The following is a 13,522-nucleotide window of genomic DNA, read 5'->3' on the forward strand; positions in this document are numbered from 1 at the left end:
GTTTGCAGTTTGCTGTTCTAAAAATCTCCACTACGCTAAATGTTATGGAATCAATTTGTTAGGCGAATAGCTCTTGTATTCGAGCAAGGAAAGCTTCGTTCGGCTATGCAAAAACTGAATCAATCATCGTGGCATAAGAGGGATCTATGAAAACAACAATTACAAAAGCCGTTGCAGTGGCAGCGATTGTCATGTCGTTAGCTGGGTGTGTAGGTAGTAACGCGGTTACTGGGAAACTAATGAAGTTCAACGTTGAGGTGGTGGATAACCGTTACGCTCGTGCGGGTGTCAACTTCTTGCTTGCTCCGGTTTACGCACTAACCACCGCAGCCGATTACATTGTCTTTAACTCAATCGAATTCTGGGCGGGTAAAAACCCACTCACAGGCGCGCCTCACATCTTTGATAGCAAAGTCGACACCATGATTGATGTGAACGACAGCCTTGATGATTCACTAAAAGAAGCGCCACTTGGTTTCAATAATCGCCAGATTGAATGGGGTGAGATGCAACAAATCGATGAGAACACCATTCGCATGGACATCACCTACAACGATGGCCAGAAAGCCGTTCTGACGGGTGTTCGTGATGGCGATAAGGTCAGCTACTACATGGATGGTGCGCTAGTATCAGAAACATCTATCCAGGCTCTAGAGCAGTTAGCCGCAGAGAAGGTGTAACGACTTTCGTTATCTACAGATAAAAGAAAAGCCGCTGGAGTTAACCCCAGCGGCTTCGTATTTTTTAGTATCTAGTAATTTAGCATCTAGCGCTTAAATTAGTTGTTGCTGTGTAGCTCGCTGTTCAGTTCAACAGCAGACTTGTTCGCTAGACATTCAATTTGACCAGTGATCGAGTTGCGACGGAACAGAAGATCAGAAACGCCAGCTAGATCGCGAGCTTTAATGATTTCTACTTCGTTGCCTTCTTTATCTAGCATGCGAACCTTAGTACCTGCAGTTACGTAAAGGCCAGACTCAACAGTACAACGGTCGCCCATTGGGAAGCCAAGACCCGCGTTTGCGCCTAGTAGGCAGTTTTCGCCGATAGAGATAACCATAGTACCGCCACCAGACAGAGTACCCATGATAGAAGCGCCGCCGCCGATGTCTGAACCGTTACCTACAACAACACCTGCTGATATACGACCTTCAACCATGCTTACGCCAGCTGTACCTGCATTGAAGTTGATGAAACCTTCGTGCATAACCGTTGTGCCTTCACCCACATGTGCGCCAAGACGAACACGAGAAGTGTCAGCAATACGAATACCTGTTGGTACCACGTAATCCACCATTTTAGGGAACTTGTCTACGCAATCTACAGATAGAGCGCGACCAGCTAGGCGTGCTTCGATTTGACGCTCAGCTAGCTCAGGAAGATCGATTGGACCTTCGTTAGTCCATGCGATGTTGTGCAGTAGACCGAAGATGCCGTCTAGTACTGTACCGTGTGGTTGAACTAGGCGGTTAGAGATAAGTTGCAGCTTAAGGAAGCCTTCAGCAACTGATGCTGGCTTTTCGTCAGTCGCAAGAACAACAAGAACAAGTGGCTGCTCAGATGCTGCTGCTTTTTCTGCGAAAGATGCGTTTGCTGCATCGTCGTTTGCTGCGAATGCTTTCGCTAGTTCTGCGCTTTGTGCTGCAGAGATTTCGATAGCTTGGTTGCCTTCAGTGTAACCTGCAACTTTACCAACAGCCGCAACAAGAGCGTCGCTTGGGTTTAGAAGTGGGTTAGGGAAGAACGCTTCAATGATTTTATTGTCGCGGTTTTTGGTTGCCGTACCGAAGGCTAGTGAAAAGTAAGCCATGTTGAATCTCCATGTGTTGAGTCTTGATTTGCTATTTTATAACAGCGGCTCGAATAACCTGCGCTGTCGTTAGCAAAGTTAATTTAATTGCGTTCATCATAAAGAGAGCGCCCTCGTTATGAAAGGGCGCATCGGGATAAAGTCTGTAAAATGATATTGCTTGTCTTTTGAGAGATGTTTTTCATTATCCGGATATTACTCTCTGAGCTTATTGTATTGATCATTGCTTAAGCTGCTTTGCACCGCTCCATTCTCATCCCAAATCTGCACTTAGAAAGAAGTCTCTTGTTCGCTATATCAATAGAGCTAGTCACAAATTCTTTATAAATATCTGTTTAGTATCGGAATTAATCGAGTTCTGTTGATTAATCGCTTGTGCCTACAGTCCGAGTAAATACTCAAATCTTCAGCTGCGTAATTAAGATGAAGATCACTATAACCCTATATTAATTAAGTATATTTCCAGCCATAACGACATTAAAACGATTAATAAAGGATCTTCTATGAATTTTACTAAGTCTTTACTGGTGCTCTCTATCGGCGTGGCGATGGTTGGTTGTGGCTCGGACAGCAATGATACAGCAGTGACATGTGACACTGCTGCTTCTTGTACCAAGTTTACTGTTTTACATACCAACGATAACCACGGTCGTTTTTGGGAGAACAGTAAGGGTGAGTACGGAATGGCTGCTCGCAAGACTTTGATCGATAGCATTCGAGCTGAAGTCACCCAAAACGGTGGTGAAACCATTCTATTGTCCGGTGGTGATATTAATACAGGAGTGCCTGAGTCTGACATGCAGGACGCAGTACCAGACTTTGTTGGTATGAACCTTCTTGGTTACGACGCAATGGCATTAGGTAATCATGAGTTCGACAACACCCTGGATGTGCTTGAGATGCAGTCTGAGCTAGCTGATTTCCCAATGCTAGCGGCGAATATTTATATCAAAGATGGAGACACAGTTACTGATGAACGCCTTTTCTCTCCATATAAAGTCTTCACTATTAATGGGTTAAAAGTGGCTGTTATTGGCCTAACAACCAAAGACACGGCGAAGTTGGTTAACCCTGACAACGTCGCGACAATTCACTTTGCCGACCCACAAGTTGAAATCAAAAAAGCCATAAAAGAAATTGAGGCCAATGAAACTGTTGATCTGATTTTTGCTACCACGCATATGGGGCACTACGCCGATGGTCAACATGGTAGTGAAGCGCCTGGTGATGTGTTGCTTGCTCGTTCACTGGAGGAAGGGCAATTGGATGCCATTATTGGCGGCCACTCTCAAAACCCTGTTTGTATGGAAGGTAATGAATACGCAGACTTTAATCCGGGAGATGATTGTAAGCCGGATCAGCAAAATGGTACCTATATCATGCAAGCTCATGAGTGGGGTAAGTATGTAGGTCGAGCTGACTTTGAATTCTATGACGGTAAATTACATTTAGCGAAATACGATCTGGTTCCGGTGAACTTAAAAGAGAAGGATGAAAATGGTGACTATCAGTTTATCCAAGCTGAAATTGAACCTGATTCAACTGTGATTGCGACGCTTTCTGCGTATCAACAGCAAGGACAAGAGTTGCTTGATGAGGTTATCTCGAACACAGATGCGAAGCTTGAAGGTGATCGTGATGTTGTTCGTTCAGAACAAACTAATCTTGGTCATTTGTTAGGAGAAGCATACCGCACTTATGAATTGGTGAATGCTGACTTTGGTGTAATGAATTCGGGTGGTGTTCGTGACTCAATTGCGGCGGGGGATATTGCTTATCGTGATGTACTGACGGTTCAACCTTTCGGGAATTTCGTGACTAAAGCTACGATGACGGGAGCTGAAGTAAAAGCGTATTTGGACGTTGTTGCGACGAAGACAGCAGGATCTGGTGCTTATGCCCAACTCGACAATATTAGCTTAACGGTTGATTGTGATTTGAGTGACGTGACTATTCGAGACATCAACGGAAAAGGCTTTGACTTGGCAGCTACCTACACTTTCTCCGTGATCAGCTTCAGTGCTGCTGGTGGTGATGACTACCCGGTAATTGACGTTGAATCGACACAGTTAACGGATGCTTCGGTACTGCGCGAATTCTTTGTTAAGAACCCAAATGTCACTGCTGCGAATTACGCACCAGTGGATGGTGATCTAATCTATAGGAGTAATGGAGTAGACGTGAAAGGCTGTCCAGCTAACTAATTTATAATCCGTAAACAAAAGCGACAGAGAAAATAGCCAGCAAATTGCTGGCTATTTTTGTATAAAACTTAGTGGAATTAGACGTTAGATAAACAGCGCTTTGTAAGCCTGCTCAATCCCTTCAATCAACATCTGCATACCGATTACCGCTAGTATCAAACCCATCATTCGAGTAATCACATTCAGTGCACTTGGCCCAACGGCTTTCACGAAGCGTTCGCCGAATACAAACAACACGTAGGTTAAGGTACACAGTAGACCAAACGCGACGATGGTTATGATGGTCTCGTAAATGCCTTCAGTGCTGGCGAAGTTCATCGCGGTGGCTATAGTGCCGGGGCCTGCCAGAATTGGCATGGCTAAAGGTGAAACTGCGATGCTTAGCGCCGCGTCTCGTTGGGCATCTGAGTTGACTTTCTCTTTCGCTTTGGCGTGTGTTGAGTCGCCTTGTAGCATGTGAAAGCCAATCAAAAAGACCAGAATACCGCCCGTGATACGCAGTGCGTAAAGCGTGATACCAAAGAGGTCAAAGATCAGTTTGCCAGAGAGTGCAAACGTACTGACGATGACGAATGCGATAAACACTGAACGGAAGGCGATGGACTTGACCGTTTCCCTGTCATTGTCACCGGTTAATCCAAGAAAGATTGGCGTATTGGCGATTGGGTTCATGATGGCAAAAAAGCCCATGAACACGGTAATGGTATGAATGATGAGCTCTTTCATATTATTCCTTTGAAAAGATGCAGTTAAATACTAATGGCTAGTGTATTTAATCTTAGATACAAATAATTATTAGAAATAGATAGTAGAGCAAGTGTGAATAAAAAACAGCCAGCATAAGGCTGGCTGTTTGATTTTAGTGATAGGTGTAGAGTTTTGGTCGCGCGTTATTGCGAGTTTCTCAATTATTAAGCTCGACACAACTGCCTCTATACAACAGGCCGACGGTGGAGCTCGTTTTGGCGCTATGCGTTTTGAGATTCACTCACAGCGACAGCCAATGCAACTGTAGCACCGACCATTGGATTGTTACCCATGCCGATGAAGCCCATCATGGCGACGTGAGCTGGAACAGAAGAGCTACCTGCAAATTGAGCGTCAGCGTGCATTCTGCCCATGGTATCTGTCATGCCGTAAGACGCAGGGCCAGCGGCTACGTTGTCCGGGTGCAATGTACGACCGGTACCGCCGCCTGAAGCGACTGAGAAGTAAGGTAAGCCTTGGCGAGTGCGTTCTGCTTTGTAGATACCAGCTACAGGGTGTTGGAAGCGTGTTGGGTTGGTTGAGTTACCCGTGATACTCACATCCACTTCTTCTCTGTGCATGATTGCAACACCTTCACGTACATCATCAGCACCGTAACATAAGATCTCGCCACGAGGGCCTTGTGAGAAGCGGCGACGTTCTGTTTCAACTAGCTCACCTGTTTGGTAATCAAACTGAGTGCGAACATAGGTAAAGCCATTGATGCGAGAGATCAAGTAAGCGGCATCTTTACCTAGACCGTTTAAAATAACTTTCAATGGTGTTTTGCGTGATTTATTGACGTTCAGTGCAATCTTGATTGCTCCCTCTGCAGCAGCAAAAGACTCATGGCCAGCAAGGAAAGCAAAGCAGTGGCTCTCTTCATTTAGTAGACGTGCAGCCAGTGCGCCATGGCCGATACCGACTTGACGTTGCTCCGCAACACTACCGGGTTTTGTGAATGCTTGAAGACCTTCACCAATAATATTCGCTGCTTGTTCAGCGTTGTTCGCTTTACGGAACAGAGCCAATGCTGCACCAAGAGTGTAGGCGTCAGCGGCGCTTTCAAAAGCGATAGGTTGAGTGTCCATCACCAGCGCTTTTGGATCGACATTGTGTGATAGACAGTATTGGTTTGCTTGCTCTAAAGAGTCGAAGTGCATTTCTGCCAATACGCGAGTTACTGATTCATTAAATTGAGTGTTCATCATATCTTTCCTCTAAATTGGCAAAAATTATTGTTGGCGTGGGTTAATCGTGGTCACGGCTTCGTCGAAGCGACCATAAGTCCCAGTCGCAAGGTCGGCCGCTTCATTCGCTGGCACGCCTTGGTTAATCGCCTTCATCATTTTGCCGAGGTTGAGATATTCGTAGCCAATCACTTCGCTGTGATCATCAAGTGCAAGCTTGGTCACGTAACCTTCTGCAAGCTCTAGGTAACGTACGCCTTTCGCTGAGGTTGAATAGCTGGTGCCGACTTGGCTGCGCTGTGTTTGACCTAAGTCTTCCAATGCTGCGCCGATTTCTAGGCCACCTTCAGAGAAAGCAGACTGAGTTCGACCGTAAACAAACTGCAGGAAGATTTCGCGCATCGCTACGTTGATAGCGTCACATACTAAGTCTGTATTAAGTGCTTCTAGGATAGTTTTTCCGGTGAGGATTTCAGCGGCCATCGCGGCTGATTGAGTCATGCCTGAACAACCAATCGTTTCGATTAGTGCTTCTTCGATGATGCCATTTTTTACGTTAAGAGTCAGTTTTGCAGCACCTTGTTGTGGTGCACAAGTGCCAACACCGTGGCTTAAGCCAGAAATAGCGATGACATCTTTTGGGCTAACCATTGCGCCTTCAACTGGAATTGGAGCTGAATTGTGAAGGTCACCCCTTTGAATAGGGCACATTGATTGAATTTCTGAAGAGTAGTGCATAATGTTTTCTCACTTGTAGAGCCATTTAAGACCTAGGGCGTTGAGAAAACAGGACGTGTTGGAAGAGGTGCGGCTAATTCACTACAGATCTTGAGTATCGATAATCCAAAGGTGTCATGGGTCTTGGTCTCAATAGACTAAGTCCATTTCAAAATGGAGGAATAGCGATACATCCAACAGTATTACCTGTTTTCGATTCTGTAGGAGTCATTAGCACTGTTCGAAAAGAACGGGCGGTTGAAGCAAAAGCTTAGGTGGAACCCCATCACCTGATGGCTATAGATTAGATCTTTATCACACTTTTGTGCAAGCGAATGTTTAGAGCGATTTCGACTATAAACAAGCTTCATTATATTTCGAAAAGTATAAAAAAACGCCAATAACGAACTCTGATTAGAGGCGTCATTGACGTTTTTTAGAAAGGTATCAGCTAGTTAAGCTGCATCTTCTTCTGCGTCTTCAACAGCTTCAAGCTTCTTAGCTTTTTTCGGAGCTGGCTTACGCTTAGCACCTAATGCGTAAAGAACTTCTTCTTTGTTCTTCGCTAGGTACATTGCAAGTTCTTCTTGCTTGCCTTCATCTTCAACTAAATCGCTTTTGCCTAACAGTTCAAAAAGCTCATCAGCCATATCCAGCATTTTGTCGTATGCGTCAGCTTCGGCTTTAGAGGTAAAAGTCATTTTCTCTTCTCCGTTGCGTTCCACCACGTACTTGACGATAACAGCCATGGTTAATCCTCTAAGTTTGATAAATTTTACTGGCTTTTTATACAGTTTCTGATGTTAAAAGTCCAGTTGGAGCCCCAACTATGCGGCCTCAATCTTGATGTGTAGCCCAGTCTTCACAATAACTCATGAAAGATTTCAGCAGCGGGCTCTGGTATTTGTCTTTATGTACCAGCATCCAGAAACGTCGTTTCATGTCGAGTGGCACATCGAGCGCTTTCACCCGGCCTGAATCAATCGCTCGTTGCGCCGCCAATCGTGATAAACACGCGAATCCAAGATTGGCAGAAACCGAATTGATGATCGCCTCTGTCGTGTTGAGTTCAAAAGATTCATACCAGTGTTCGATACGTGGTGCGACGGCACGAAGGAAAAACTCGCGAGTCCCTGAGCCTGATTCACGTAGAATCCAATGGCTGCCTTCTAAATCGCTTAAAGTTACTTTTTCTTTTGAAACGAGAGGATGTTGATTACTAACAATAATACACATTTCATCGCTGCTAAACTGACTCGAAATGAGTTCAGGGTGTAATGTTTTTCCTTCAATTAGCGCGATATCAAGTTCATAATCCACCAACTTTTGACAGATCAGTGCACTGTTTGAAATGAACAAGCTTTGATCCTGGTGCTGAGTTCGTTCACGAAAACCTGACAAAATAAACGGTGCGACCTGATTACCAATCGTGTCACTCGCGCCGACCTTTAAATTGCCACTTAAAGGCTGGTCGTCACGGAACAAAACATCAATACCCGCAGCTCGGTGAAGTATTTCATCAGCCAAAGGAAGTAACTTATGTCCCTCTTGGTTGAGAATTAATCGGTTGTTGACCCGGTCAAATAGAGAGTGGCCGAGTTGTTTCTCCATTTCGCCTAGTGCCATGCTGACCGCAGCTTTAGACAAAAACAGCGCTTCTGATGCTGCGGTAAGCGTCGAATGCTGGGTAATGGTGACAAACACTTTGAGTTGTTTAATTGAAATATTAGCCATCAAATTCCTAGTTTTGCTCTGCTGGTGAAAACGGGTTCTGTTCAGTATTGATGAACACTTGTTATATATAATTGGATATTGTTTAACGAAGCGCAAGCGTATTATGGCTTCAACAAGCTGATGAGTTCACAAGTTTAGTGAATTAAGTTTAAGAGAGGCTGACATGATTCAACGTATTAAATATAGATTAACAGGAGCTCCAACACCCATGGCAGGGTTAGCGCTAGCAATCGCAAGCTTAGGCTGGTGCTGGGATGGCGTTTTAGTCGCACAAGGTATTTTGCACACCCCAGGCTTAGTGCAGTGGATCAGTGCAGCTATTGCAGCGGTATTGCTTCTTGTTTTAGCTGTGAAATTTTTGACTCATGGTCATCTATTGCGTGAAGATCTTGCTCATCCTGTTGTCGGCAGTGTGGTACCAACATTTGCAATGGGGTGCATGGTGGTGTCAGCGTCTTTGGCGCCAATCTCTCAATTCTTACAAGAAGCTATGTGGTTGGCTTCTGTGGCTTTGCACGTTGTGTTTCTAATGAGCTTTTTGTACCACAGAGCTAAAAACTTTGAGATTCACCACATGGTGCCAAGCTGGTTTGTGCCACCGATCGGTATTATCGTCGCTGACGTCTCTTTCTCTGGTAATCCAGTTTTAGAGCCAGTAGCTAACGCGACTTTGGTATTCGGCTTATTGGTTTACGCAGTAATGCTACCAATCATGGTTTACCGTTTGATCTTCTCTCACGAAGTGCCAGATGCTGCAAAACCAACGATTGCGATTATGGCAGCACCGGCAAGCCTATCTTTGGCGGGTTACTTAACCGTTACTGCTAGCCCTTCACCTGTGATCATTGGTTTACTATTTGGTATTGCAGTGTTGATGACGTTCATTATCTATATGGCGTTTTTCAAACTACTTCGTCTTCCATTTAGCCCTGGTTATGCAGCGTTTACCTTCCCAATCGTGATTGGTGCAACAGCCTTGTTTAAACTGGCTGCGTGGATGCAAGCACAAGGTATTGAAGCGCATTACATCAATCAAGTGTTTGGCCTAGCGTATCTTGAATTGATTGTGGCTACGTTGGTTGTGGGTTATGTCGCTGTTCGTTACTACATGAACTACAAACCTCATCGTGTTTTAGGCGCGGTAGCGGGTAGATTGTAAGAGGCAATAGTTCAAAAGATAAACGAAGCTTAAGCTTTCGGTATTTCATAAGCTTATATTCCTCATCCAAACTCAGCACTTATGCTAATCTGGCAGTATATTGTGGCAAGATTAGCGTGAGTGCACTTTGTTTACTGTTTATCATTCCAATAAAGTTGATACTTTAAAAATCCTTCTCGTTCACTTAATCAAAAGTGACCCTTTAGCCAATCCTTTCGAAAAAGAGCAGATCTTGGTTCAGAGCCCGGGTATGTCTCAATGGCTTAAGATGGAACTCGCCAAAGAGTTTGGTGTAGCAGCAAATATCGATTTTCCTCTCCCAGCAACCTTCATTTGGGATATGTTTACCCAAGTGCTTCCTGATGTACCGAAACGCAGTGCTTTTAATAAAGAAGCGATGACGTGGAAGCTGATGAGTTTGCTACCCGCGAAGCTTGACCATCCTGACTTCTTACCCCTACAGCGCTATCTTGAAAACGACGAAGATGACTCTAAGCTGTATCAATTGGCAGAGAAAGTTGCCGATATCTTCGATGGTTACTTGGTGTATCGACCTGAGTGGATGGCGATGTGGGAAGCGGGAGAGCCCGTTACAGAACTTGTAGATAGTGAGGGGCAGCAAGAACACCCTTGGCAGCCTATTTTGTGGAAAGCGCTTTATGATCAGACCCTCTCTCAAGGTCAATCAAAGTATCACCGTGGCAACTTGTATCACGACTTCATTGAAGCGCTAGCCAACCAACAAGGTCAGCTACAGCGCTTACCTAAGCGTCTGTTTGTGTTTGGTATTTCGTCGCTGCCTCCTCGTTACATGGATGCTTTGAAAGCACTGGGTGAGCAGATTGATGTGCACCTGATGTTTACCAACCCTTGCCAACATTACTGGGGCGATATTCGTGACCGTAAATACTTGGCTAGAGTGGAAGCGCAGCGTCGTAAGCAGTTTGCTTTGGTTGATGGTTTACCTCTACTTGAAGGCGAAGCCTCACCATTGAAAGATGGCATTGAAGCCAATATTGAAGACGAACTGCATACCAGCCAAGCGGTCGGTAATAGCTTACTTGCGTCTATGGGTAAACTGGGCAGAGATAACCTGTTCTTGCTGTCTCAATCAGACAGTGAAGAGCATGAGTTCTTTATTGATGTTGAGAGAGACAGTCTGCTGCATCAACTGCAAGCCGATATTCTTGAGTTAGAAGAACACCAAGACGATCACATCTTAGACTCCAGCAACCACAAACAAGTGGTTGAACTGGGCGATCGCTCGTTGACTGTACATGCTTGCCACAGCCCAATGCGCGAGGTTGAAGTTCTCCATGACCAACTGTTAGCAATGTTTGACTCTGACCCGACATTAAAGCCACGCGACATCATCGTGATGGTGGCAGATATCAATGCTTACAGCCCTGCGATTCAGGCGGTATTTGGTAATGCTCCGGGTGAGCGTTATATCCCTTACTCGATCTCGGATAGAACGGCAGACCAAGAGAGCCCAATTCTGACCGCGTTCATGCAGTTGGTCGCGCTACCGAACACGCGTTGTTTAGCTTCTGAGTTGTTGGAGCTACTAGAAATCCCAGCGATGATGGCACGCTTTGGTATTGATGAATTTCAATTTGAGCAAGCCAAGCAGTGGGTTGAAGAAGCGGGTATCCGTTGGGGCGTCGATTCTTCTACGGCAACCGAGTTTGATTTGCCTGCCACGGAGCAAAATACTTGGCTGTTTGGTATCCAGCGAATGCTACTGGGCTATGCGATGTCGGATTCTGCAGGTTTGTTTGAAACTGAACACTCTCCAATTGCCGCTTATAACGAAGTTCAGGGCATTAACGCCGAACTTGCAGGTAAGTTAGCGCATTTTATTGACCGCATTGCTCATTACCGTCAACGCCTTGCTGAGACGCAATCTATCGACATGTGGCGTGAAACCTTGCTGCAAATGATTGATGATTTCTTTGCGGTTGAGTTAGAAGGTGAGGTGGTGCTTAAGTCGATTCGCGATGCACTTTCTCAACTGAATGAACAGCTTGATGATGCCTTGTACGAACAAGAGCTATCGCCAAGCATTATCTATCAGTACTTGAATAATAAACTGTCGGGCGCGCGTATTAGTCAGCGTTTCTTAGCGGGACAAGTTAACTTCTGTACGCTGATGCCGATGCGTTCTATTCCGTTCAAAACCGTTTGTCTATTAGGCATGAATGATGGTGTTTACCCGCGCTCAATGCCACCGGAAGGTTTTGATTTGATGAGCGCCCAAACTCGCTCGCCGAATGGCGTAGGCAAAAAGAGTCTAGCTCGTCCCGGAGACCGTTCTCGTCGTGATGATGACCGCTACCTATTCTTAGAGGCGATGTTGTCAGCGCAAGAATGTTTGTACATAAGCTATGTCGGCCGTTCGATTCAAGATAATACTGAGCGAGTGCCGTCGGTATTGGTTTCAGAGTTGATTGAGTACTGCCAGCAGAACTACTGCCTAAGTGAAGACCAAGCGCTACCAAGTGATGATTCTGGTATCAAGCTGACTCAAGCGATCAGTTTTGAACACACCATGACACCATTTAGCCCGGCTGCCTTTACTCAAGGTGATTCAAGCCATGTGCTGAGTTACGCCAAAGAATGGCTTCCTGCGGCTAACCGTTCCGGTGAACGCAGTGGTGAATTCAATCGTGCCTTGGATGACTATTTGCTTGGTGCGACCTATCCATTGGAATTGGATTTGGTTGAGCTGCAGCGTTTCTGGCGCTTGCCAGTGCAATACTTCTTTAATCGCCGCCTAAAAGTGGTGTTTGAGCCCCCGCTTCCGGTAATGGAAGACGATGAACCGTTCGTGCTTAATGGTTTAGAAAGTTTCCAACTAAAAGACGCTTTGCTTCAAGTATTACTCGATCATCCTGAAGGGGCGGATGAAGCGGTTCGCTTGTTTGTCTCTGAGCAAAAAGCTCAAGGTCGATTACCGGTTGGCGCTTTTGGTGATATCGAATTTGAAACCAACCGCGTTCAAGCAGAAGACTTAGCCAAAGAGATTCGATTTGTAAGTGGGCAGCCACAACAAGATCTCGAGGTAAATATTGAATTTGACGTACTAGGTGAGGGCAAACCGGTTCGTTTGATGGGTTGGCTGACTCAAAACTATCAATCGGGTTTAGTGCGTTTCCGTAGTGGCAAAATTCGCTCGCAAGATTACTTGGCTGCGTGGGTCGATCACTTGTGTTGTGCGGTGATGGGGCACGGCAAAACGACTCATATTATTGGCTATGACAGAAAAGAAGGCGTGGTTCACCAAACGCTACAACCTATCGGCGATGCGCAGCAGGCGAAGAGTTTATTAGCTGAGTTAGTGCGACTGTTCTATCAAGGTATGACTGCACCACTGCCGTATTTCCCGAAAACCGCCTTGGCCGGCGTTGAAGCGGGCTTTAGCCGTGGTAAATGGGTCGATGATGAAGAGAAGTCGCTCAAGAAAATGGTCGATACTTTTAATGATAGCTTCGCTTTCACGGGCGAGGGTCGAGATACCTACATCTCGCGTATTTGGCCTAAGTGGGACGAGGAGCTGGCGGCTGAGTCGCGTATGTATTCAACGCTTGTGTTACAGGCGGCAAGGTTGGCTGCTGCCGATCTGGAAGATCAGAAGTAAGTGGCTGTGATCGACAAGATCAGTAGCGTGTGCGCTGAATTAATGAAAAACGAAAGAGAGTCGCTGGTAAGCATTTGGGGTGCTTACTTTCCAGGTGAAGGGAATCAAGGTGAACAGAAGCAAGGTACAGGAAATAAAGTGGCCGCCAGTAAATCATTATTAGTGTAGGGCGTTCGCTGTACGGCCACAGGTCAGAGGGACCATTATTCTGTGGTTCAAAGTAACGCCGTAAAGTACAAAACTCGTACGCGCTCCTGAACTCGTGGGCGCATAGTAGCGAGGCGATCTGAATTGATCCGTGAGAGAGATCGCACTAACTAT

At 45.6% G+C, this 13,522-nt stretch carries 11 protein-coding genes and 1 riboswitch; of the genes, 5 read left to right on the forward strand and 6 right to left on the reverse strand.

The genetic code is table 11. From position 1 onward, the window contains the following. Window positions 1-146: 146 nt before the first annotated feature. Window positions 147-680 (forward strand): DUF3332 domain-containing protein, encoded by a 534-nt coding sequence (locus OC193_RS03565; RefSeq protein WP_048663703.1) that lies wholly within the window; start codon window positions 147-149, stop codon window positions 678-680. Between the two features lie 98 nt (window positions 681-778). On the opposite strand, the gene dapD is transcribed toward OC193_RS03565, so the two are convergent. Then, window positions 779-1,810: a 2,3,4,5-tetrahydropyridine-2,6-dicarboxylate N-succinyltransferase gene (dapD, locus tag OC193_RS03570; protein WP_048663702.1), complete on the reverse strand. Its 1,032-nt coding sequence runs from the start codon at window positions 1,808-1,810 to the stop codon at window positions 779-781. A gap of 503 nt (window positions 1,811-2,313) precedes the next feature. On the opposite strand from dapD, the gene ushA reads away from it, so the two are divergent. Next, entirely contained in the window at window positions 2,314-4,014 is a 1,701-nt protein-coding gene (ushA, locus tag OC193_RS03575) for a bifunctional UDP-sugar hydrolase/5'-nucleotidase UshA (protein WP_048663701.1), read from the forward strand. Between the two features lie 84 nt (window positions 4,015-4,098). Here ushA and OC193_RS03580 read toward each other — a convergent pair whose 3' ends face one another. The 5 genes from OC193_RS03580 to OC193_RS03600 all read right to left on the reverse strand — a co-directional run bounded on the left by OC193_RS03580 (window position 4,099) and on the right by OC193_RS03600 (window position 8,402). Beyond that, the gene (locus OC193_RS03580; RefSeq protein WP_048663700.1) at window positions 4,099-4,740 is read right to left on the reverse strand and encodes a MarC family protein; all 642 of its coding nucleotides are present in this window, start codon (window positions 4,738-4,740) and stop codon (window positions 4,099-4,101) included. A gap of 242 nt (window positions 4,741-4,982) precedes the next feature. Beyond that, complete coding sequence (locus OC193_RS03585; RefSeq protein ID WP_048663699.1) at window positions 4,983-5,972, reverse strand: GGGtGRT protein; 990 nt, start codon at window positions 5,970-5,972, stop codon at window positions 4,983-4,985. A gap of 24 nt (window positions 5,973-5,996) precedes the next feature. After that, complete coding sequence (locus tag OC193_RS03590) at window positions 5,997-6,689, reverse strand: iron-sulfur cluster assembly scaffold protein (RefSeq protein WP_017068533.1); 693 nt, start codon at window positions 6,687-6,689, stop codon at window positions 5,997-5,999. Between the two features lie 194 nt (window positions 6,690-6,883). Next, window positions 6,884-6,968: riboswitch (Fluoride riboswitch) on the reverse strand. Between the two features lie 155 nt (window positions 6,969-7,123). Beyond that, entirely contained in the window at window positions 7,124-7,417 is a 294-nt protein-coding gene (locus OC193_RS03595) for a YebG family protein (RefSeq protein ID WP_008223840.1), read from the reverse strand. A gap of 88 nt (window positions 7,418-7,505) precedes the next feature. Next, a complete protein-coding gene (locus OC193_RS03600) occupies window positions 7,506-8,402 on the reverse strand; it encodes a LysR family transcriptional regulator (protein WP_048657887.1) in 897 nt (298 codons plus the stop codon). Window positions 8,403-8,565: 163 nt separating this feature from the next. Between OC193_RS03600 and OC193_RS03605 the strand changes: the two genes are divergently transcribed. The 3 genes from OC193_RS03605 (at window position 8,566) to OC193_RS03615 (ending at window position 13,369) form a co-directional block, all read left to right on the forward strand. After that, entirely contained in the window at window positions 8,566-9,561 is a 996-nt protein-coding gene (locus OC193_RS03605) for a TDT family transporter (RefSeq protein WP_048663698.1), read from the forward strand. Window positions 9,562-9,688: 127 nt separating this feature from the next. Then, window positions 9,689-13,201, forward strand: coding sequence for an exodeoxyribonuclease V subunit gamma (recC, locus tag OC193_RS03610; RefSeq protein WP_048663697.1), 3,513 nt, complete (start codon window positions 9,689-9,691; stop codon window positions 13,199-13,201). A gap of 42 nt (window positions 13,202-13,243) precedes the next feature. Further along, complete coding sequence (locus OC193_RS03615; RefSeq protein WP_260320426.1) at window positions 13,244-13,369, forward strand: hypothetical protein; 126 nt, start codon at window positions 13,244-13,246, stop codon at window positions 13,367-13,369. Window positions 13,370-13,522: the final 153 nt, after the last annotated feature.

The organism is Vibrio crassostreae (genome assembly GCF_024347415.1).
GTDB lineage: Bacteria > Pseudomonadota > Gammaproteobacteria > Enterobacterales > Vibrionaceae > Vibrio > Vibrio crassostreae.

Coding starts and splice junctions, on each gene's coding strand:
- dapD (WP_048663702.1), bottom strand. CDS start 1,810: ATGGCTTACTTTTCACTAGCCTTCGGTACGGCAACCAAAAACCGCGAC.
- OC193_RS03605 (WP_048663698.1), top strand. CDS start 8,566: ATGATTCAACGTATTAAATATAGATTAACAGGAGCTCCAACACCCATG.
- OC193_RS03590 (WP_017068533.1), bottom strand. CDS start 6,689: ATGCACTACTCTTCAGAAATTCAATCAATGTGCCCTATTCAAAGGGGT.
- OC193_RS03615 (WP_260320426.1), top strand. CDS start 13,244: ATGAAAAACGAAAGAGAGTCGCTGGTAAGCATTTGGGGTGCTTACTTT.
- OC193_RS03595 (WP_008223840.1), bottom strand. CDS start 7,417: ATGGCTGTTATCGTCAAGTACGTGGTGGAACGCAACGGAGAAGAGAAA.
- ushA (WP_048663701.1), top strand. CDS start 2,314: ATGAATTTTACTAAGTCTTTACTGGTGCTCTCTATCGGCGTGGCGATG.
- OC193_RS03565 (WP_048663703.1), top strand. CDS start 147: ATGAAAACAACAATTACAAAAGCCGTTGCAGTGGCAGCGATTGTCATG.
- OC193_RS03580 (WP_048663700.1), bottom strand. CDS start 4,740: ATGAAAGAGCTCATCATTCATACCATTACCGTGTTCATGGGCTTTTTT.
- OC193_RS03600 (WP_048657887.1), bottom strand. CDS start 8,402: ATGGCTAATATTTCAATTAAACAACTCAAAGTGTTTGTCACCATTACC.
- OC193_RS03585 (WP_048663699.1), bottom strand. CDS start 5,972: ATGATGAACACTCAATTTAATGAATCAGTAACTCGCGTATTGGCAGAA.